Annotated in this window: 17 protein-coding genes; 12 read left to right on the top strand and 5 right to left on the bottom strand. The window is 72.6% G+C overall.

Annotated elements, in window-relative coordinates; all coding sequences use genetic code 11:
- Window positions 1–4: 4 nt before the first annotated feature.
- Window positions 5–811 (bottom strand): SIR2 family NAD-dependent protein deacylase, encoded by an 807-nt coding sequence (locus Bequi_RS00525; protein ID WP_249736041.1) that lies wholly within the window; start codon window positions 809–811, stop codon window positions 5–7.
- A gap of 272 nt (window positions 812–1,083) precedes the next feature.
- On the opposite strand from Bequi_RS00525, the gene Bequi_RS00520 reads away from it, so the two are divergent.
- Window positions 1,084–2,331 (top strand): arginine deiminase, encoded by a 1,248-nt coding sequence (locus Bequi_RS00520; protein WP_249736040.1) that lies wholly within the window; start codon window positions 1,084–1,086, stop codon window positions 2,329–2,331.
- Here the strand turns inward: Bequi_RS00520 and Bequi_RS00515 are convergent.
- Entirely contained in the window at window positions 2,322–2,909 is a 588-nt protein-coding gene (locus tag Bequi_RS00515) for a GNAT family N-acetyltransferase (RefSeq protein ID WP_249736039.1), read from the bottom strand. The two genes, Bequi_RS00520 and Bequi_RS00515, sit on opposite strands and share 10 nt — an antisense overlap.
- Before the next feature lie 153 nt (window positions 2,910–3,062).
- Between Bequi_RS00515 and gcvT the strand changes: the two genes are divergently transcribed.
- The 6 genes from gcvT (at window position 3,063) to Bequi_RS00485 (ending at window position 10,363) form a co-directional block, all read left to right on the top strand.
- Window positions 3,063–4,187 (top strand): glycine cleavage system aminomethyltransferase GcvT, encoded by a 1,125-nt coding sequence (gene gcvT, locus Bequi_RS00510; RefSeq protein ID WP_249736038.1) that lies wholly within the window; start codon window positions 3,063–3,065, stop codon window positions 4,185–4,187.
- A 130-nt stretch (window positions 4,188–4,317) separates the two neighbouring features.
- Window positions 4,318–4,689, top strand: coding sequence for a glycine cleavage system protein GcvH (gcvH, locus tag Bequi_RS00505; RefSeq protein ID WP_249736037.1), 372 nt, complete (start codon window positions 4,318–4,320; stop codon window positions 4,687–4,689).
- Between the two features lie 104 nt (window positions 4,690–4,793).
- Complete coding sequence (gcvP, locus tag Bequi_RS00500; RefSeq protein WP_249736036.1) at window positions 4,794–7,796, top strand: aminomethyl-transferring glycine dehydrogenase; 3,003 nt, start codon at window positions 4,794–4,796, stop codon at window positions 7,794–7,796.
- Window positions 7,797–7,934: 138 nt separating this feature from the next.
- A complete protein-coding gene (locus tag Bequi_RS00495; RefSeq protein ID WP_249736035.1) occupies window positions 7,935–9,146 on the top strand; it encodes a cobalamin-independent methionine synthase II family protein in 1,212 nt (403 codons plus the stop codon).
- Window positions 9,147–9,333: 187 nt separating this feature from the next.
- A complete protein-coding gene (locus tag Bequi_RS00490; RefSeq protein WP_249736034.1) occupies window positions 9,334–10,095 on the top strand; it encodes a gamma-glutamyl-gamma-aminobutyrate hydrolase family protein in 762 nt (253 codons plus the stop codon).
- Window positions 10,096–10,123: 28 nt separating this feature from the next.
- Window positions 10,124–10,363: a hypothetical protein gene (locus tag Bequi_RS00485; RefSeq protein ID WP_249736033.1), complete on the top strand. Its 240-nt coding sequence runs from the start codon at window positions 10,124–10,126 to the stop codon at window positions 10,361–10,363.
- Window positions 10,364–10,458: 95 nt separating this feature from the next.
- Here the strand turns inward: Bequi_RS00485 and deoD are convergent, their stop codons facing one another.
- Complete coding sequence (deoD, locus tag Bequi_RS00480; RefSeq protein WP_249736032.1) at window positions 10,459–11,187, bottom strand: purine-nucleoside phosphorylase; 729 nt, start codon at window positions 11,185–11,187, stop codon at window positions 10,459–10,461.
- 24 nt (window positions 11,188–11,211) lie between these two features.
- Between deoD and Bequi_RS00475 the strand changes: the two genes are divergently transcribed.
- On the top strand, window positions 11,212–12,549 hold the full coding sequence (locus Bequi_RS00475) for an MFS transporter (protein WP_347271951.1): 1,338 nt from the start codon (window positions 11,212–11,214) through the stop codon (window positions 12,547–12,549).
- A gap of 25 nt (window positions 12,550–12,574) precedes the next feature.
- On the opposite strand, the gene Bequi_RS00470 is transcribed toward Bequi_RS00475, so the two are convergent.
- The gene (locus Bequi_RS00470) at window positions 12,575–12,940 is read right to left on the bottom strand and encodes a DUF952 domain-containing protein (protein WP_249736031.1); all 366 of its coding nucleotides are present in this window, start codon (window positions 12,938–12,940) and stop codon (window positions 12,575–12,577) included.
- A 72-nt stretch (window positions 12,941–13,012) separates the two neighbouring features.
- Between Bequi_RS00470 and Bequi_RS00465 the strand changes: the two genes are divergently transcribed.
- From Bequi_RS00465 to Bequi_RS00455, 3 genes are all read left to right on the top strand, one after another.
- The gene (locus Bequi_RS00465; RefSeq protein WP_249736030.1) at window positions 13,013–13,507 is read left to right on the top strand and encodes a low molecular weight protein-tyrosine-phosphatase; all 495 of its coding nucleotides are present in this window, start codon (window positions 13,013–13,015) and stop codon (window positions 13,505–13,507) included.
- Window positions 13,508–13,524: 17 nt separating this feature from the next.
- Complete coding sequence (locus tag Bequi_RS00460; RefSeq protein ID WP_249736029.1) at window positions 13,525–15,042, top strand: amidase; 1,518 nt, start codon at window positions 13,525–13,527, stop codon at window positions 15,040–15,042.
- Window positions 15,043–15,116: 74 nt separating this feature from the next.
- A complete protein-coding gene (locus Bequi_RS00455) occupies window positions 15,117–15,563 on the top strand; it encodes an RNA-binding S4 domain-containing protein (RefSeq protein ID WP_249736741.1) in 447 nt (148 codons plus the stop codon).
- Window positions 15,564–15,587: 24 nt separating this feature from the next.
- On the opposite strand, the gene Bequi_RS00450 is transcribed toward Bequi_RS00455, so the two are convergent.
- Complete coding sequence (locus Bequi_RS00450) at window positions 15,588–16,940, bottom strand: PrsW family intramembrane metalloprotease (RefSeq protein WP_249736028.1); 1,353 nt, start codon at window positions 16,938–16,940, stop codon at window positions 15,588–15,590.
- 257 nt (window positions 16,941–17,197) lie between these two features.
- Here Bequi_RS00450 and clpB point away from each other — a divergent pair, with 257 nt between their 5' ends.
- Entirely contained in the window at window positions 17,198–19,855 is a 2,658-nt protein-coding gene (gene clpB / locus Bequi_RS00445; protein WP_249736027.1) for an ATP-dependent chaperone ClpB, read from the top strand.
- Window positions 19,856–19,873 lie beyond the last annotated feature (18 nt).

The following is a 19,873-nucleotide window of genomic DNA, read 5'->3' as shown; positions in this document are numbered from 1 at the left end:
CCCCTCAGCCGAAGGGCTCCAGGAAGGGGTTCCGGCCGCCGCCCCCGCCCACGAGGGTCCGCTCCCAGTCGGGGAGGATCTCGTGGGCGTCGGCGGCGATCACGTGGTCGTAGGCCGCGCGCACGAAGTCCCCGGTGGGCGGATCGATGTCGATCAGGACCGTGGTGGCCCCGTGCGCGCGGGCCAGCGGAGCGAGCTGCGCGGCCGGGAAGACGATCCCGCTCGTGCCGACGGCCACCAGGACATCGGCCGTGCGGGCGAGCGCCGCGGCCTCGCGCATCGCCGCCTCGGGGAGCATCTCGTCGAACAGCACGACGTCCGGCCGCACGGGGCTGCCGCACGCCGGGCACTGCGACGGCGCGCCGTGGTCCTCGGCGCGCGGCCCCTCCCCGGGGGCGAGCGGCGCCTCCCAGTCGCACCCGGGATCCATGCACACCGCGGTGTACGCCCGCCCGTGCAGCTCGTGGACCGTGCCGCTGCCGGCGCGCTGGTGCAGCCCGTCGACGTTCTGGGTGATGACCGGTGCGCCCATCCGCGCGATCGCGTAGTGCCCGGGAGTGGGGCCGTGGTCCGCTGCCAGCCGTGCGAGGTGCCCCCACACCTGCCAGAGCCGGGGGAGGGAAGCGGGGAGGCGATCGGCGTGCATCGCCTCCTCCATCTCCGGGGCGAGGGCCCACAGCCCCTCGGGCCCGCGGAAGACGCCCGCGCCGGTGCGAGCGCTCAGGCCGGCGCCGGTGAGGAAGACGATCCGCTGCTCGACGGACCGCGGCCGGTAGGCGCCGCGGGAGCGCGGAGCCTCGGGGGGGCTCACCGCTCCTCGCCGGCGCGGCGCGCGGGGGATGCGGGGTCAGTGCTCACGGTCGGCCTCCTGGGTCGGTGTCCCGGTCCCAGTCCTACCACGTCCGACTCCTGGTCGGCGCAGTCGGCGCAGTCGGTGCTGTCGGCGCGGCGACCAGGAGCGACCAGGAGCGACCGGGAGGCCGGGGCGCTGTCGCGCTGGCCGTACGGTCCCGAGAAGCCCGTCGGCGCCGGGGAGCCGCCTGCTAGCGTGCACAGCACTGCCCGTCCACCTGAGGAGGCGCCATGAGCGCGACCCTGCCCGCCGTCGGCGTCCATGACGAGGTCTCGCCGCTGCGCCGAGTGATCGTGCACCGGCCCGGTCCCGAGCTCGCCCGCCTGACCCCGGACACGCACGACGACTTCCTGTTCGACGAGGTGCTGTGGCTGGATCGCGCGCGCGAGGAGCATGACGCCTTCTCGGCGCTGCTGCGCGCCGAGGGCGCGGATGCGCTGCTGCTGACGGACCTGCTGCGCGAGGTGTGCGAGATCCCCGAGGCGCGCAGCGAGCTGCTCGCCGAGACGCTCTCGGCGCAGGTGTTCGGGGACATCGCCGCCCAGGACCTCACCGAGGCCCTCGAGGCGCTCCCCTCGGCCGCGCTCGTCGACGTGCTCATGGCGGGCATCACCCGCGGCGAGCTCGAGGCGCTCGGTGCGCCGCTGCGCTCGATCTCCCTCCAGATGGCGGCGCCCCGCGATCTCGTGCTGGATCCGCTGCCGAACCACCTGTTCACCCGCGACACCTCGGCCTGGATCGGCGGGGCGGTGGCGGTCAACCGGATGCGACTGCCCGCGCGCCGGCGCGAGAGCGCGCACCTGCGCATGATCTATCGCCATCACCCCCTGTTCGCGGGGGCCGACGGCACCGGCGCCACGCTGCACACCGACGGCCTCAGCGGGGCGCGCACGGCGGTCGAGGGCGGCGACGTGATGCTGCTCAGCGAGGGGACCGTCGCGATCGGCCTCAGCGAGCGCACGGGCGCCGCCGGGGTGGAGCGGCTGGCCGGGACGATCCTGGCCGACGGCGCGGCCGAGCGCGTGATCGCGATCGCGATGCCGCATCAGCGCTCGATGATGCACCTGGACACGGTGATGACCGTCGTGGACCGCGAGTCGATGGTGCGGTTCGGCCTGCTGCCGGCGCTGGAGACCTTCGAGATCCGCCGCCAGGGCGATCGCCTGGTGACGCGCGCGCGGGGGGCCGACGAGATGGATGCGGTCCTCGCCTCCGCGATGGGGGTGCCCTCCCTGCGGGTGCTCACGCCTCCGCTCGACGAGTACGCCGCCGCCCGGGAGCAGTGGGACGACGGCTGCAACGTGCTGGCCGTCGCGCCGGGGCGGGTCATCGCCTACGAGCGCGCCGCGCAGACCAACGACTACCTCCGCGGCGAGGGCGTCGAGGTCCTGGAGATCGCGGGCGGGGAGCTCGGGCGCGGTCGCGGCGGGCCCCGCTGCATGTCGTGCCCGGTCCTGCGGACACCTTCTCAGGACTGACTCGGCGCTCCCGATCCCGGTGGGGCGTACGGGGGGACGAACGCGGCGATCTCCTCGCGGGTGGGGAGCGCCTCGCGCAGGGACCGCTCCATGAGGAGCTGCTGGGCGCCAAACTCCATCAGTCCCTTGCGGATGCGGAAGCCGAGCCGCTCGAGCAGGGCGACGCTGCGCTTGTTGCGGGTCTGGGTGACCGCGATGACGTGGTCGTCCTCGAGGTGCGACTGCGCCCATTCCAGCAGGCACAGGCACGCTTCGGCGGCGAGGCCCTGGCCGGTGCTCTCCGGGAGCAGCGCGTAGGAGAGCTCGAGCTCTCCGCGGTCGTAGTCCAGCGCGATCGATCCGATCATCGAGTCGTCCTCCGCGCGGGCCACGACCCAGCGGCCCCAGGAGAGCCCCAGCGGGGAGAGCTCGAGCGCCTGCCGCGAGGCGTAGTCGACCGCTCCTCCCAGGTACTGGCGCGTCACGGGATCGGTCATCAGGCGGATCATCGCCGGGCGGTCGGGCTCACGGGGGGAGCGGATCACGACGCGACCTGCGCTGATCGTGATCGGCCACTCCTGGGTGCCTTCTCGTGCCACCCCCCAAGGCTACCCGCCCGAACCCCGCGGCGGAGGGGACTCGGGCCTGTATTGTGGGCGTCGCCGGCACGAGGACGTGCCGCCCCCTGCGGGACCGGCTGCCGCCGGAGCCGTTCATCACGCGCCCCGGCGCGGAGCACGCGAGGAGATTCGATGGCCGACGTCGGAGCCCGATCCACGGTCCTGCACCCCGTTCACGAGCGCCTCGGCGCGACCTTCACGGACTTCGCGGGCTGGGCGATGCCGGTGCGGTACACCTCGGATCTCGCCGAGCACCGTGCGGTGCGCGAGAGCGCCGGGATATTCGACCTCAGCCACATGGGCGAGATCGAGGTGACGGGCCCGGGCGCGGGCGAGGCGCTGGACAACGCGTTCGCCGGCAAGCTCTCCGTGATCGGCGAGGGCCGCGCGAAGTACTCCCTGATGCTCGCCCCCGACGGCGGCGTGATCGATGACGTCATCGTGTACCGTCTCGGCGAGGAGCGCTTCCTCGTGGTCGCGAACGCCTCGAACTACGAGACCGTCGCGGCCGAGCTGCGCGAGCGCGCCGCCGGCTTCGACGCCGTCGTCGCCGATCGCTCCCTCGAGTACGCGCTGATCGCCGTCCAGGGACCGGCCAGCGCCGACATCGTCACCCGCGCCGTGGTCGGCGGTGAGACGGGCCTGAACGTCCAGGACATCGCCGAGCTCAAGTACTACCGGGTCCTCCAGGACACCTACCAGGGCGAAGAGCTGCTGGTCGCCCGCACCGGCTACACGGGCGAGGACGGCTTCGAGCTGTACGTCCCCGTCGGCCGCGCGGCGGACCTGTGGGAGCTGCTGACCGAGGCCGGGGGAGACCAGCTCGTCCCCTGCGGCCTCGCGAGCCGCGACACCCTCCGCCTCGAGGCCGGGATGCCCCTGTACGGCAACGAGCTGGGCCGGGACCTGCTGCCCGCCCAGGCCGGGATGGGGCGCGTGGTCGCCCTCACCAGCAAGGGCGACTTCGTGGGCCGCGAGGCCATCGAGCAGACCGACGTCTCCGGCCGCCGCGTGCTGGTGGGCCTGACCGCCGAGGGCCGCCGCGCCGCACGCGCCGGATCCCTGCTGCGCGGGCCCGACGGATCCGAGGTCGGTGTCGTGACCTCCGGCGTCCTCTCGCCCACCCTCGGCCATCCCATCGCGATGGCGTACGTCGATCCCGCGCTCAGCGAGGTCGGCACGCAGCTGGTCATCGATGTGCGCGGCAAGGACCTCCCCGCGGTCGTGACCGCGCTGCCGTTCTACTCGCGCGACTGATCCGTCCGCGCGGCCGCATCGTCCGCGCGCGCACCGCGCCCGCCCCGGCGGCCGCCCCGCACGCTTCCCTCTTCACTGCACATCACCCCGCGCCAGCGCCCCGCTGGCTCCCTCCCGGAAGGACCGCCCTATGAGCAGCGACCTGAAGTACAGCAAGGACCACGAGTGGGTCCGGATCGAGTCCGACGGCGTCGCCGTCATCGGCGTGACCGACTTCGCCGCCGGTCAGCTCGGCGACGTGGTCTACGTCGACCTCCCCGAGGCCGGCGCGGAGATCACCGCGGGCACGGAGATGGGCGAGATCGAGTCCACCAAGTCCGTCTCGGACCTCTTCTCGCCGATCGACGGCACCGTGCTCGAGGTCAACGACGAGGTCGTGGCGAGCCCCGAGCTCGTCAACGCCTCGCCCTTCGAGGACGGCTGGCTGATCAAGGCCTCCTTCGACGCGCTCCCGGACGACCTCATGGACGCCGAGGAGTACGCCGCGCTCGTCGGCAGCTGAACCACCGCGGGCGCCGGGCCCGGCCGGGCCCGCCCCCGCTGCACGACCGCCCTGCGTGACCCCCTGCAGCACCGGACCTGAGAGAGACGAGGCGACGCACGTCGATGTCCACCCCTGATTCGCCCTTCACCGCCCACGACTCGTTCGTCCGCCGCCACGTCGGCACCGACGGCCCCGCGCAGGAGCACATGCTGCGCACCCTCGGCATCGCGGATCTGCCCGCCCTGCTGGAGGCGGCCGTCCCCGGCACGATCCTCCTGGACCCGCGCACCGATGACGCTCTCGGCGCCGGCGCGAGCGAGGCGGAGGTGCTCTCCGAGTTGCGTGCGCTCGCGCGCCGCAACACCGTGCGCACCTCCCTCCTCGGCGAGGGCTACTACGGCACGCACACCCCGCCCGTGATCCAGCGCAACATCCTGGAGAACCCCGCCTGGTACACGGCGTACACGCCCTACCAGCCCGAGATCTCGCAGGGCCGGCTGGAAGCGCTGCTGAACTACCAGACGGTGATCGCGGACCTCACCGGTCTCGACATCGCGAACTCCTCGATGCTGGACGAGGCTACCTCCGCCGCCGAGGCGATGCTGCTGGCGCGCCGCGCGAGCCGCGCGAAGACGGGCCGCTTCGTCATCGACAGCGACGTCCACGCCTCCACGCTCGCCGTGGTGCGCGGCCGCGCCGAGGCAGTGGGCATCGAGCTGGTCGTCGCCGATCTGAAGGATCCCTCCTCCGCCGAGGAGGCCCTCGCGGACGGCGCCTTCGGCGTGCTCGCCCAGTACCCCGCCGCCTCGGGGCTGGTGTGGGACCCGAAGCCGCTCGCGGAGCGGATCCACGCGATCAAGGGCCAGCTCGTGCTGGCGACCGACCTGCTCGCGCTCACGCTGCTCGCCTCTCCCGCCGAGCTCGGGGCCGACGTCGCCGTCGGCTCCTCGCAGCGCTTCGGCGTGCCGCTCGGCTTCGGCGGCCCGCACGCGGGCTTCATGGCCGTCGGCAAGGGCCTCGAGCGGCAGCTCCCCGGTCGCCTCGTCGGCGTCTCCCGCGACGCCGAGGGCCGACCGGCTCTGCGCCTCGCGCTGCAGACCCGCGAGCAGCACATCCGCCGCGAGAAGGCGACCTCGAACATCTGCACCGCCCAGGTGCTGCTGGCCGTGATGGCCTCCATGTACGCGGTCTACCACGGCCCCGAGGGACTCGCCCGGATCGCCCGGCAGGTCGCCGCGCGCACCGCGGATCTCGCCGCCGGCCTCGAGCGCAGCGGCTTCGGCCTCGCGCACGACTCCTTCTTCGACACCCTCGTGGTCGAGGCCCCGGGCAGCGCCGAGGAGATCACCGCCGCGCTGCGCGAGGCCGGGTACCTGGTGCGGGCGCTCGGCGCCGACCAGGTGCGCCTCAGCCTCGACGAGACCATCGATGCGGATGCCCTCGATGCGATCGCCCAGGTCTTCGAGCGCTTCGCCCCCGCCGAGTCGGCGCTGCCCGCCGGCGAGGACGAGGAGGGCGCGCTGCCCGAGGTCGGCGAGGCGTGGCCCGCAGAGCTGCTGCGCACCAGCAGCTACCTGCAGGATCCGGTGTTCCGCTCCTTCCACTCCGAGACCGCGATGATGCGCTACCTGCGCCGCCTCGCCGACAAGGACTACGCACTGGACCGCGGCATGATCCCGCTGGGCTCGTGCACGATGAAGCTCAACGCGGCCGCGGAGATGAACGCGATCACCTGGCCCGAGTTCGCCTCCCCGCACCCCTTCGCCCCGGCGGAGGACGTCGAGGGCTACCTCGAGCTGATCGATCAGCTCGAGCGCTGGCTCGCGGAGATCACGGGCTACGACACCGTCTCCCTGCAGCCGAACGCCGGCAGCCAGGGCGAGTACGCGGGCCTGCTCGCGATCCGCGCCTACCACCTCTCGCGCGGGGACTCCGAGCGCACGGTGTGCCTCGTGCCCGCGAGCGCGCACGGCACGAATGCCGCCAGCGCCGTCCTCGCGGGGCTGCGCGTGGTGGTCGTCGCCTCGGACGCGCTCGGCAACGTGGATCTCGACGATCTCAAGCAGAAGATCAAGGACCACGGCGAGGAGCTCGCCGCCATCATGATCACCTACCCGTCCACGCACGGCGTGTACGAGCAGGAAGTGCGCACGGTCTGCCAGCTCGTGCACGATGCGGGCGGCCAGGTGTACGTCGACGGCGCGAACATGAACGCGATGGTCGAGGTCGCCCGTCCGGGCGAGTTCGGCGGCGACGTCTCGCACCTGAACCTCCACAAGACCTTCTGCATCCCCCACGGCGGCGGCGGCCCGGGCGTCGGCCCGGTCGCGGCGAAAGCGCACCTCGCGCCCTTCCTGCCGGGCCACCCCCTCGCGCAGCAGGCCGAGCACTACGTCGCCGGCCACCCGGCGACCGTGCACGGCGGGGCGCCGGTCTCGCAGGCCCCCTACGGCTCGCCCTCGATCCTGCCGATCCCGTGGGCGTACATCCGGATGATGGGCGCCGACGGGCTGCGCCACGCGACGGCCTCCGCGGTGCTCGCGGCGAACTACATCGCCAAGCGCCTTGAGGGCACCTTCGACATCCTCTACCGCGGGGACGACGGACTGGTCGCCCACGAGTGCATCCTCGATCTGCGCCCCTTCACCGCGCGCACGGGCATCACCGTGGACGATGTCGCCAAGCGCCTGATCGACTACGGCTTCCATGCGCCGACGATGTCCTTCCCGGTGTCGGGCACGCTCATGGTGGAGCCGACGGAGTCGGAGGACCTCCCGGAGATCGATCGCTTCATCGACGCGATGCTCGCGATCGCCGCGGAGGCCGAGAAGGTGCTGGCGGGGGAGTGGCCTGCGGAGGACAACCCGCTGGTCAACGCCCCGCACACGGCGCAGTGCATCGCGGTAGCGCAGTGGGAGCACCCGTACTCCCGCGAGGTCGCGGTCTACCCGGGCGTCGCCGCCTCGGGCGACGGCGCCGAGGGCTACCACATGACGGCGCAGATGCGCGTGGAGTCGAAGTACTGGCCGCCGGTGCGCCGCATCGACCAGGCCTACGGCGATCGCCACCTCGTGTGCACCTGCCAGCCGCTGGACGCCTACGCGGAGAACGCCGGCGCGAGCTGATCCGGCCCGCGAAGAGCGCTGAGCGGTGAGGAGGGGGCGGGAGCGATTTCGCCCCCTCCTCGCGCATGCGGGCAGGCCAGTGTGACGGCGTGTGACGGCCAGGGCCCCGCGTGCAGACGGCCTGGGTAGCCTCGCTCCATGACTGAGATCCTCACCTCCCACGCCGGCTCCCTGCCCCGCACGCCCGAGCTGATCGCGGCGAACGCCGCGCGGCCCGTCGGCCCCGACGGACTCGCGCCCGTCATCACCGACGAGTTCCGGGACGTGCTCGCGCAGTCCGTCCAGGACGTCGTCGCACGGCAGAAGCAGATCGGCATCTCGATCCCCAACGACGGCGAGTACGGCCATGCGATGAGCTCGGCCTACAACTACGGCACCTGGTGGAGCTACATCTTCGACCGCGTCAGCGGCCTCGAGGTCACCGGCGTCGACCACCGCACGCAGGAGTCCGCGTGCTCCGCGCCGGGGGATGTGCGGCTGACGAGCTTCGCGGACCGCCGCGACTGGGTGCGCTTCGCCGACGCATACGGCGACCCGGAGTCCGGTGTCTCGCTCGGCAAGCAGAACGTGTTCCCCGCGGCGACCGGCCCCATCGGGTTCAGCGACCTCGGCCACGCGCTCATCGAGCAGGACATCGACAACCTGCGCGCCGCGCTCAGCGCGTCCGGCTACGAACAGGGATTCCTCAACTCCCTCTCCCCGGGCTCCGCGAGCCGCATCCAGGACGACCACTACGGGGACGTCGACGCGTTCCTCGACGCCTGGGTCGACGTCATGCGCCCGGAGTACCAGGCGATCGCCGATGCGGGTCTCGTGATCCAGGTCGATGATCCCTCGCTCGCCGAGAACTTCGACCAGATCACCCCTGAGCCCAGCGTCGAGGACTACCTCGCCTTCACCGCCAAGCGCGTGGACGCGCTGAACCGCGCGCTCGCCGGCATCCCCGAGGAGCAGGTGCGCCTGCACCTGTGCTGGGGCTCCTGGCACGGCCCGCACACCACCGACTTCGCCTTCCGCGATCTGGCCGCCACGGTGCTCGAGGTGAACGCGAAGTACCTCAGCTTCGAGGCTGCGAACGCGCGCCACGAGCACGAGTGGACGATCTGGAAGGACATCGCGCTGCCCGAGGGGCGCGTGCTCGTGCCCGGGATCGTCTCCCACTCGACGAACGTCGTGGAGCACCCGGAGCTCGTCGCCCAGCGCATCGAGCGCTTCGCGAGCATCGTCGGCCCCGAGAACGTCATCGCCGCCACCGACTGCGGCCTCGGCGGGCGCATCCACCCCGATATCGCGTGGGCGAAGCTCGAGACCCTCGTCGAGGGCGCCGCTCTCGCCTCCAGCCGTCTCTGACACCCGCCTCGCGCCCAGCGGCCGGCTCCTCTCCCGAACGGAGCGGAGCCGGCCGCTGTCACATTCCGTCACCGTGCTCGCTGCGAGGAGCCCGCAACGGGTCAGATAGGTGCATGCCGCACGGGATCCCCCGGCGGCCCTCGCATCCCTCGCGCTCTCGGCGCATCTGGACCCGGAAGGACATCTCATGGCGCAGACCCGCACCCGTCGCCCGCTCATCGGTGTGACCGCAGGGACCAGCACGCTGATGCAGGGGGCCTGGGCCGGGCACGAGGCGGTGATCCTCACCGAGCACTACGTGCGCGCGCTGCGCGAGGCGGGCGCCCGCGCCGTCATCATCGCTGCGCAGGACGAGTGGACCGACGAGGAGATCGCCGAGCTCGACGGGCTCGTCCTCACCGGCGGCACCGATCTGGATCCTGCGCTCTACGGCGAGGAGCTGCGCGAGACCGGCTTCGCTCCGGACGCTGCGCGCGATGCCTTCGAGACGGCGCTGTACCGCTCCGCGCGGCGCGCCGGGGTGCCGGTGCTCGGCATCTGCCGCGGGCTGCAGCTCATCGCGGTCGCCGAGGGCGGCGACCTGCACGCCCATCTTCCCGCCGACCTGCCCGCCCATCCGGTGACGGGGCTCGCCCCGACTGCCGTGCGCGCCCGCATCGAGCCGGACAGCGACCTCGCGCTCGCCCTCGGCACGAGCGCCGACGTCACCGCCTTCCACCATCAGGGCGTGCGCCGGGTCCCCGCCTCCCTGCGGGCCGTCGCCCGCCACGAGAGCTCCCTCGTGCTGGGCCTGGAGGCGCGCAGCGGCTCTCCCGTCCTCGCCGTCCAGTGGCATCCGGAGCTCGAAGGAGCCGGCGGCGGCGTGTTCGCGCGGCTGCTGGAGGTCATCGCCCTGCAGGGTCTCCCCGCCGGGGCGGGCATCAAGGCCGCGCAGGCTGGTCTACGATAGAGGCCTATCCGTCTGAACTGGAGGAAGCATGAGCTCCACACCTGAGAGCCGCACCCACGAGGTCCGCGAGGAGAACGCGACGTCGCAGGGGAACAGCTTCGCGAGCAGCCTGGTGCTCTCGCTCGTGCTGTTCGTGATGTTCGTCGCCGGGCTGTGGGTGATGGGCCTCTACACGATCGCCTGGTGGTGGTTCGGGGTGGGGCTCGTGCTGTGCATCGTCTCGCTGTTCCTGGCCTTCGACCTGGTGCCCCGCCTCCTGGCGAAGTGAACCCCGGGCCGCAGGCGCGGAGCCGGCGCGAGACCTGACGAGAAAGAGGACCCCTGCTCCGTGGAGCAGGGGTCCTCTTCGCATGCGGGGGAGGCTCAGCGCGTGCGGGGCTTCTGCTCCAGGCGCACGATCGTCTCCAGGGCGAGCTCCATCATGTCGCTGAAGCTCTCCTGGCGCTCCAGGGCGCTGGTCTCCTCGCCGGTCAGCAGGTGGTCCGAGACGGTGCAGATGGACAGCGCGCGGCGACCGAACTGCGCCCCCAGCGTGTAGAGCGCGGCAGCCTCCATCTCGACGCCGAGGATCCCGTAGCGCGCGAGGTTCGGGACGATCTCGCGGTCGGGGTTGTAGAACTGGTCGGAGGAGAAGAGGCCGCCGGCCGCGAGCGGCATCGTCCGTTCCTCGGCGACGTCGGCCGCGATGCGCAGCAGGTCGAAGTCGGCGGCGGGGGCGAAGGTGACGTTGCCGAAGCGCGAGCGGTTCATCGCGGAGTCGGTGGAGGCGGCGACGCCGAGGACCACGTCGCGCACCTTCACGGCGTCGGAGACGCCGCCGCAGGTGCCCACGCGGATGATGGTCTGCACGTCGTACTGCTCGAACAGCTCCTGGGCGTAGATCGCCATCGAGGGCTGGCCCATCCCGGAGCCCTGCGCGGAGATGCGCACGCCCTTGTAGGTGCCGGTGTACCCGAGCATGCCGCGCACGTCGTTGTACTGCTGAGGGTCCTCGAGGAAGGTCTCCGCGATCCAGCGGGCGCGCAGGGGATCCCCCGGCATGAGGACATGGGATGCGATCTGGCCGTGCTCGGCTCCGATGTGGGTCGACATGCGACCAGCGTACTGGGAGGATCGGTGACCGTGGCGCCCTCCTCCTCCTCCTCCTCCCCCGCCTCCCGATCGGCGCGCCCCCGGGTCGCGCTCGATGCGCGGCGCGCCCGCTGGGCCGTGTCCCTGATCTTCTTCCTCAACGGCGCCTCGTTCTGCGCGATCCTCCCGCGGTACCCGGAGATCGTGGAGAGCATCGGCCTGAGCAACGCGGCGTTCGGCCTGGCGGTGGGGGTCGGGCCGCTCGGCGGCCTCGCCGCCGGGCTCTTCGCCGCGACGCTCATGAGGCGCCTGGGCTCCTCGAAGGTCTCGGTGATCTTCCAGATCATCGCCTCGACGACCCACCTGCTCGTGTACACCTCGGGCTCGTGGCTCTGGCTCGCCTCGGCGCTGTTCCTCGCCGCCGCCGCCGATTCGATCACCGATATCGCGATGAACGCGCACGGCATGCGGGTCGAGCGCCGGTACGGCCGCTCGATCCTCAACAGCTACCACGGCTACTGGTCGCTCGGCGCGGTCGCCGGCGGCCTCGTCGGCGCGGCGTGCGCGCAGCTCGAGGTGCCGCTGTGGGCCCAGGGCCTCGCGGGGCTCGTGGTCTTCGGGGCGCTCGCCGCCGCCTCTCACCGCTTCCTGCTGACGGGAGCGGACACGACCGAGCGCGAGCCCGCGGCGGCGTCGGCGGCCTCCCCGTCGGCCGCGTCGGCCGGCAGCATCCCCGAGGCGGCGGCCGACGACGTCACCGGCATGGACCGGCCCGCGAGCGCTCCGGATGTATCGCGCGCGCCGCGGCGCATCGCCGGGATGACCGCGCGCGGCTTCGCTCTCGTTGCGGCGCTCGGCATGGTGCTCGTGTTCGCCGGATCGACCGAGGACGCCGGCAACACCTGGGGCGCCCTGTTCATGTCCCGCACCTTCGATGCGGCCCCGTTCGTGGCGGGCCTCGCGTTCGTCGCGCTGCAGGGCGCGCAGACCATCGGCCGCTTCCTCGGCGACGGGGTGGTGGACCGGCTTGGCGATCGCCTCACCGCCCGCATCGGCGCGCTGCTCAGCGCAGCGGGGATGTCGTTCGCGCTGCTCGTGCCGCATCCGGTGACGGCGCTCATCGGATTCGCGCTCGCCGGCTGGGGCGTCGCCACGCTGTTCCCGGCGGCGTACCGCTCGGCCGACGAGATGGACGGCGTCGCTCCCGGCGTCGGGATCACCGTGGTGGGCTGGTTCGCTCGCCTGGGGTTCTTCCTCACGCCGCCGCTGGTGGGCGCCCTCGCCGATGCCCTCACCCTGCGCTACGCGCTGTGGATGATGCCGATCTACGCGCTCGGGATCCTGATCTTCTCCGGCTCCCTGGCGACGCGCACGACGCGCTGAGCTCCGCAAGCAGAGAGCGCCGTGCTCAGGCGACGACCACGAACTCCCGGCCGAGCCACTTCGTGCGCCGCAGCCGCACCACTGCGCTGATCGGCAGCGGGCCGCGGATGTGAGGGTAGGAGACTCCCGGGAGGTAGGAGTCCTCCTCGACGTCCACGACGACCCCGGCGGCCTCCACCCGGGAGACGTCGATCTCGAGGATCACGAGGTCGTCGGGCTGATCGGGGTAGACGCGCTTGGCCACCACCGAGATCTGCTCCGGCCAGGAGGCGTGCAGGAATCCGACCTCCTCGAGGGAGGCGCCGCGAGTGGACTGGGTGTACTGGCCGGTGGGCACCGCGGCGTCCCAGGCGGGACGCTCGGTGATGTGCCAGATCAAGGGCGCAGGCATGAGCGGCAGTGTAGCGTGAGGCCCCATCAACATGGCCGCCCGCAGGCGGCACCGGTGCACGGAAGGGCGCTGATGCATCGCATCCTCACGATCTGCACGGGCAACATCTGCCGGTCCCCGATGGCGGAGCTGATCCTGCGCCGCGCGGTCCAGGAGGCCGGGCTCGGCGATCGCGTCGACGTCGCCTCCGCCGGCACCACCGGCTGGGAGGAGGGGGAGCCCATCGATCCGCGCGCCGCGGCGGAGCTGGAGTCCCGCGGCATCTCCTCCGGGGAGCACCGGGCCCGTCAGGCGACCTCCGCGATGCTGCGGGAGGCGGATCTGATCCTGGCGCTCGACCACGACCATGTCGCGCCGCTCCAGCGGATCGGAGGACAGGAGATCCAGGGGCGCGTGCGCATGCTGCGGGAGTTCGATCCGCAGGCGGGCGAGGACCTGGGCATCCGCGATCCCTGGTACGGCGACGAGTCCGACTTCGCCTCCAGCGCGCAGATGATCGCCGATGCCGCGCCGGGCGTCGTGGAGCATGTGCGGCGCGCGCTGGCGGCGGGGGCCGACCCCGCCTGAGGGGTCAGGAGCACGCGATGTCGCAGCGCACCCATGAGCCCGCACCCCGCGAGGCCCCGCCCGAGGATCTGGGCGCCCTCGAGCTCGCCGCCGCTCTGCGCAGCGGCGCCGTCGACGCACGGGAGCACACCGAGGCGGTGCTCGCGCGCGCCGCGGAGCGCGGTCCGGCGGTCGGCGCCTTCGCCCATCTCCTGACCGAGCGCAGCCGTCGGCAGGCGGACTGCGCGGCGCAGGCCCTCGGCGCGGCGCGGAGCAGCGAGGCCCGGGAGGAGCTCGCGCGCACCCGTCCGCTGCTCGGGGTGCCCCTGCCCCTCAAGGCTCTCAGCCGCATCGCCGGCGAGCCGTTCGAAGGAGGCAGCGCCGCGCTCGCAGGCATGACGGCCGAGGTCACAGACGGGGTCGCCGCGAGCATCCTCGAAGGCGGGACCGTGACCATCGGCCTCACCACCGCGCCCGAGCTCGGACTGCCCTGCTACACCGAGCCGGCGACCTCCGCTCCGGCGCGCACGCCTTGGGATCCCACCCGCATCGCCGGCGGGTCGAGCGGGGGTGCAGCCGCGGCCGTCGCCGCCGGCATCGTCCCGCTCGCGCACGGCTCCGACGGCGGAGGCTCTGTGCGGATCCCCGCCTCCTGCTGCGGCGTGGTGGGGATGAAGCCGACGCGCGGCCTCGTCTCCCCGGGTCCGTTCGGCGCGGAGGGCTTCGGACTCGTGACCGACGGGGTCCTCGCCCGGAGCGTCCGGGATGCGGCCGCGGGGCTCTCTCTGATCGCGCGCACCCGGCCCGGCGACGCCTGGCCGCAGGCGCTCCCTGCCCCCGGGAGTCTCGTCTCCGGCGGCCTCCCCTCCAGCCTCCTCGGTGCCGCTAGCGGAGAGGCCCGGCCCGAGGCCCTGCGGATCGGCGTGCTGACTGAGCCCCTCGCCGCCGACTGCGACGTCCACCCGGGAGCCCTGCGCGCCGTGGAGCGCGCCCGGACCGTGCTCGAGGGGCTCGGCCACGCCTGCACCCAGATCCCCGCCCCGTACGCGCCGCCCGCCTGGCGCGCGTTCATGCCGCTGTGGACCGTCGGCGCGGCCGCGATACCGCTGCCGCCGGAGCGCGAAGAGCTCCTGACCCCGTACACCCGCTGGATCCGCGAGCGCGGGCGCGAGTACTCGGGGGTGGAGGTCGCCGCGGCCTTCACGCAGATGCAGATGCTGGCCCGGCAGGTGGGGGAGGCCTTCGCGCCGTTCGACGTGATCCTCACCCCCACCCTCGCCGCGCCTCCGCTCCCGCCGAGCGCCTTCCTCGATCTCGACCCGGAGGCGGATTTCGACGCGCAGTGCGCGTTCACCCCGTGGACGAGCACCTGGAACATGACCGGATCCGCCGCGATCAGCGTGCCGCTGCACCGCGAGGCGGTCGAGGGACGCGACCTGCCCTTCGGCGTGCAGGTCGGGGCCGTGCGCCACGGGGACGACGCCCTGCTGCTCGCGCTCGCCGCGCAGCTGGATGGCGCGGACCCGTGGCCTCTCATCACGTGGGCGGCGGCATGACCCGCGGCGATCAGGCAGCGAGCGCGCCCGGTGCGCCGGGCGAGGAGAGGGCAGCGACGCCCCCCGCACCCACCATCCCCGCGCACGCGGAGTCCGCGGTCCCGGTGCGGGCGGATCTGTGGCTGTGGAGCGCGCGGCTCTATCCGACGCGCTCCGCGGCGACCGCCGCCTGCCGCGGAGGGCACGTGCGCCGCGGCGGCGACCCCATCAAGGCCGCCCAGCGCCTCTCCGTCGGCGACGAGCTGCGCCTGCGCTCGCCCGGGAGGGAGCGGATCGTGGTGATCACGCGCCTGCTGAGCAAGCGCGTCGGCGCGCAGATCGCGCGCCTCGCCTACGAGGACCGTTCTCCCGAGCCGATCGCGCAGATGCTCACGGCGCCGCCCCGCCGCGAGCGCGGGGCCGGTCGGCCGACGAAGAAGGAGCGCCGGGAGATGGACCGCTGGCGCGCGCAGGGGGCCACCCCAGCGGGGAGCGGCAGGAGCGCGGACGCCGAGGACGACGAGGACGCGCTCGAGCGCTGACGCCCCGCGAGCGGCCGGTCTGATTCAGCGCAGCGCGCCCATCAGCACCCGGCGGTGGGCCATGAGGCGATCCAGGAGCAGCCGCTCGACCGCGCTCGTGCGCGGGTGCGCGCCGTCGGCCAGCAGGCGCTGGCGCACGGAGGCGAGCTCGGCGGCATCGCGGATCATCTTCTTCATCTCGGACTGCATCCCGATCGTGCGCGCCCAGGCCTTCCCCTCGCGGCGCCCGCGCCAGGTCGCGAGCATGGAGACCTCGTCGTGCGTCAGCCACCCGGCGTTCGCGTAGTCGCCCAGCCGCACCCGGGTTAGCCGGGCCTCGTCCAGCACCAGCACCGCGATCAGCACGAGCCACAGCGCCGACATCACGATCTCGAGCCCGAGGATCAGGGCCAGCCCGCCGAGCGAGCCGGCGACCATGATGCTGGAGAAGTTCCACAGGGCGTGCAGGGCGATCCCCGGCCAGGTCGCCACGAGGAACACGAGCGCTCCGGCGACGGTCCCGAAACGGCGCACCACCAGGCCCATGACGACGCCGGTCAGCGACGTGTACACCGCGTGGCCGAAGATGCCGATCACGCCGCGGATCAGCACGCCGAAGGCGGTGGCCGCTGCGCCGCCCTCCCAGAACTGGCCGTAGTAGAGGATGTTCTCGGTGAAGGCGAACCCGCCGCCGATCAGCGCGCCGTAGAGCAGACCATCGAGCGGGCCGTTGAAGTAGCGCCGGGCCAGGAAGAACAGCACGACCAGCCCGAGGCCCTTCGTGGTCTCCTCGGTCAGGGGCGCGCTGATCACGGCGCCCACGAAGTTCGCGCTGTCCTCGGAGCCGGTCGCGGAGTAGGCGAGGATCGAGACCATGGTGTTGATGACGTAGCTCATCGCTGCGGCGACGGCGGCGCCCCACAGCACGGCGCTGAGCAGGAGCGGCACCGGCTGCGGATCCCAGCGGTCGGCCAGCGCGATCAGTCCGGCGATCACGAGCAGCGAGGCCAGCGCCAGCAGGAACTGCACGACCCACGCCCCCGCGCCGTAGCCGCCGAGCACGTACATGAGGAAGAAGAAGCCGAGCACGACCACGAGCAGCAGCGCGAGGACCCCGGAGAGGATCCACCCCAGCACGGTGCCCAGCGGCATCGGCGTGCGCTGCTCGGCGACGTTCTGGATGCGGCGGGTCTGCGTGGCCCAGGCCGACTCCGCCGGCGCGTCCTGCGGCCGCTGGATCTGCGCCTCGGCCCAGCGCGCGCGGGTGATCGCTCCTGCCGGCCGGGAGGAGGTGTCGTAGCGGCGCGGCACCTCGTAGTGGACGTACTCGGCAGGCCGGTGCCCGCCGGGCTGCGCGGGAGGGCGATGGCCGGGCGGGAGAGGGGGCGTGGCGGTCATGGGGATCCTTCGGTCAGGAGGGGAGGCCGTCGTCGCTGATGGTATCGGTGTGTGACGCAGGCGGCACGGATGCCAGGGTTGAGCGGAATAGACTCAACCCTGGATCCGTTGCACAGTATGAGGCCGTCGAGGTCGGCACCCCGCTCTCCCGGAGAGCGCACCGGCACCCGCCGCCCAGGCGCCCCGATGACCTCCTCGCAACGTCCCGACCCGTCGCTGCGCGCGAACCGCGCCGCGGAGAACCGGAGGAGAACACCGTGGAGTTCCGCTTCACCACTCGCTCGCAGGAGGCCGTCACCCAGGCCGCCTCGCGCGCCGCCGAACTGGGCAACCCCCAGGTCCTGGCCACCCACCTGCTCTGGGCGCTCGCCGATCAGACCGACGGGATCGCTCGCGCGCTGCTCGAGGCTGCCGGCGTCGATGCCGATGGCATCCGCACGAGCGCCGCCGCCCTGATCGACGCCCTGCCGCGGGTGAGCGGCACCGATACCCACCCCACCTTCGTGGGGGCCGGATTCGACGCCCTGGAGAGCGCGCGCCGCGAGGCCGACGCCGAAGGGCGCACCTACCTGTCCACCGAGCATCTCCTCATCGGCATCGCGCTCGGCAAGGATGAGGCCGCACGGCTGCTCACCAGCAGCGGCGCGACCGCGAAGACCCTGCGCGATGCCATGACCACTCTCAGCGGAGGCACACCCATGGATACCCAGAACCCCGAAGGCACGTTCAAGAGTCTCGAGAAGTTCGGCGTCGACCTCACGGCGCAGGCCCGAGACGGCAAGCTCGACCCGGTGATCGGTCGCGACAGCGAGATCCGGCGCGTCGTGCAGGTGCTCAGCCGCCGCACGAAGAACAACCCGGTGCTGATCGGCGAGCCCGGCGTCGGCAAGACCGCCGTCGTCGAGGGCCTCGCCCAGCGGATCGTCGCCGGGGACGTCCCCGAGTCGCTGCGCGGCAAGACGCTCATGTCCCTCGACCTCTCCTCGATGGTCGCCGGCTCGAAGTACCGCGGCGAGTTCGAGGAGCGGATGAAGGCCGTCCTCGACGAGATCCGCGCCTCCGAGGGCCAGGTCATCACCTTCATCGACGAGCTCCACACGGTCGTCGGCGCGGGAGGCAGCGGCGACGGCGCGATGGACGCCGGCAACATGCTCAAGCCCATGCTCGCCCGCGGCGAGCTGCGGCTCGTCGGCGCGACGACTCTGGACGAGTACCGCGAGAACATCGAGAAGGATCCCGCGCTCGAGCGCCGCTTCCAGCAGGTCTTCGTCGGCGAGCCCTCCGTGGAGGACACGATCACGATCCTGCGCGGGCTCAAGGACAAGTACGAGGCGCACCACAAGGTCTCGATCACCGATGCCGCGCTCGTGGCGGCGGCGACCATGTCCGACCGCTACATCTCGGGCCGTCAGCTCCCCGACAAGGCGATCGACCTGGTCGACGAGGCCGCGTCGCGCCAGCGCATGGAGCTGGACTCCTCCCCGGTGGAGCTGGACATCCTGCGCCGCCAGGTGGACCGTCTGAAGATGGAGGAGCTCGCGCTCGCCGGGAGCGATGATCCCGGCAGCGTCGCGCAGCTCGAGAGCGTGCGCAGCCAGCTCGCTGATCGCACCGAGAAGCGCGACGAGCTCTCGGCGCGCTGGGAGCGGGAGAAGGCGGGGCTGAACCAGGTCGGCGAGCTGAAGGCGAAGCTCGAGGAGCTGCGCATGCGCGCAGATCGCGCCCAGCGCGAGGGAGACCTCACCGCGGCCTCGAAGATCCTCTACGGCGACATCCCTGCCATCAAGGAGCAGCTGCGCGACGCGGAGGAGGCCGAGGCCACCGGGCAGAGCGCCGGCAGCGGCCAGAAGCCGCTGGTCTCCGAGCGCGTCGGCCCCGATGACATCGCCGAGGTGGTGGGCAGCTGGACCGGCATCCCCGCCGGCCGGCTGCTGCAGTCCGAGACGCAGAAGCTCCTGGACATGGAGAACGTCATCGGGCAGCGGCTCATCGGGCAGAAGCGCGCGGTGGGCGAGGTCGCCGATGCGGTGCGCCGCGCTCGGGCCGGCATCTCGGATCCGAACCGGCCGACCGGATCGTTCCTGTTCCTCGGGCCGACGGGCGTGGGCAAGACGGAGCTCGCGAAGTCGCTCGCCCAGTTCCTCTTCGACGACGAGCGCGCCCTGGTGCGCATCGACATGTCGGAGTACGGGGAGAAGCACTCGGTCTCCCGGCTCGTCGGCGCGCCCCCCGGGTACGTCGGGTACGAGGAGGGCGGGCAGCTCACCGAGGCTGTGCGGCGCCGTCCGTACTCGGTGATCCTGCTGGACGAGGTCGAGAAGGCGCACCCGGACGTCTTCGACACGCTCCTGCAGGTGCTGGACGACGGGCGACTGACCGACGGCCAGGGTCGCACGGTCGACTTCCGCAACACCATCCTGATCCTCACCTCGAACCTGGGGGCGCAGTTCCTCCAGGACTCGGGACTGGAGAAGGAGGCGAAGCACGAGGCCGTGATGCACGTGGTGCGCGCGAACTTCAAGCCGGAGTTCCTCAACCGCCTGGATGACATCGTCATCTTCGACGCGCTGGATCGCAGCGAGATCGCCCGGATCGTGAGCCTGCAGGTGGCCTCGGTCGCGCAGCGGCTCGCCGAGCGCCGGATCTCGCTGGAGGTCAGCGAGGACGCGACGCGCTGGCTGGCCGATCGCGGATTCGACCCGGCCTACGGCGCCCGGCCGCTGAAGCGCCTGGTGCAGAAGGAGATCGGAGACGCCCTCGCGCAGCTGATCCTGCGCGGCGAGGTCCACGACGGCGAGTCGATCCTCGCAGAGCTGGACCCCGAGGCCGATTCCCTGCGCCTGCGCGTGAGCGAGGGCGCGGGAGCAGCCGAGGATCCCGAGGCGGATTCCCCGCAGGGGCCCGCCGAGCTCTGAGCAGCGGGGTGAGCCGGG

It is taken from the genome of Brachybacterium equifaecis (genome assembly GCF_023509525.1).
Lineage (GTDB): Bacteria > Actinomycetota > Actinomycetes > Actinomycetales > Dermabacteraceae > Brachybacterium > Brachybacterium equifaecis.
Note: the sequence above shows the minus strand (reverse complement) of the source record. Positions and strands in the feature narration are given on the sequence as shown.

Excerpts from the sequence above, each read along its gene's own strand:
- gcvH (WP_249736037.1), top strand. The coding sequence starts at position 4,318 with ATGAGCAGCGACCTGAAGTACAGCAAGGACCACGAGTGGGTCCGGATC.
- Bequi_RS00520 (WP_249736040.1), top strand. The coding sequence starts at position 1,084 with ATGAGCGCGACCCTGCCCGCCGTCGGCGTCCATGACGAGGTCTCGCCG.
- gcvT (WP_249736038.1), top strand. The coding sequence starts at position 3,063 with ATGGCCGACGTCGGAGCCCGATCCACGGTCCTGCACCCCGTTCACGAG.
- Bequi_RS00470 (WP_249736031.1), bottom strand. The coding sequence starts at position 12,940 with ATGCCTGCGCCCTTGATCTGGCACATCACCGAGCGTCCCGCCTGGGAC.
- Bequi_RS00490 (WP_249736034.1), top strand. The coding sequence starts at position 9,334 with ATGGCGCAGACCCGCACCCGTCGCCCGCTCATCGGTGTGACCGCAGGG.
- gcvP (WP_249736036.1), top strand. The coding sequence starts at position 4,794 with ATGTCCACCCCTGATTCGCCCTTCACCGCCCACGACTCGTTCGTCCGC.
- Bequi_RS00460 (WP_249736029.1), top strand. The coding sequence starts at position 13,525 with ATGTCGCAGCGCACCCATGAGCCCGCACCCCGCGAGGCCCCGCCCGAG.
- Bequi_RS00485 (WP_249736033.1), top strand. The coding sequence starts at position 10,124 with ATGAGCTCCACACCTGAGAGCCGCACCCACGAGGTCCGCGAGGAGAAC.
- Bequi_RS00465 (WP_249736030.1), top strand. The coding sequence starts at position 13,013 with ATGCATCGCATCCTCACGATCTGCACGGGCAACATCTGCCGGTCCCCG.
- Bequi_RS00450 (WP_249736028.1), bottom strand. The coding sequence starts at position 16,940 with ATGACCGCCACGCCCCCTCTCCCGCCCGGCCATCGCCCTCCCGCGCAG.
- deoD (WP_249736032.1), bottom strand. The coding sequence starts at position 11,187 with ATGTCGACCCACATCGGAGCCGAGCACGGCCAGATCGCATCCCATGTC.
- Bequi_RS00495 (WP_249736035.1), top strand. The coding sequence starts at position 7,935 with ATGACTGAGATCCTCACCTCCCACGCCGGCTCCCTGCCCCGCACGCCC.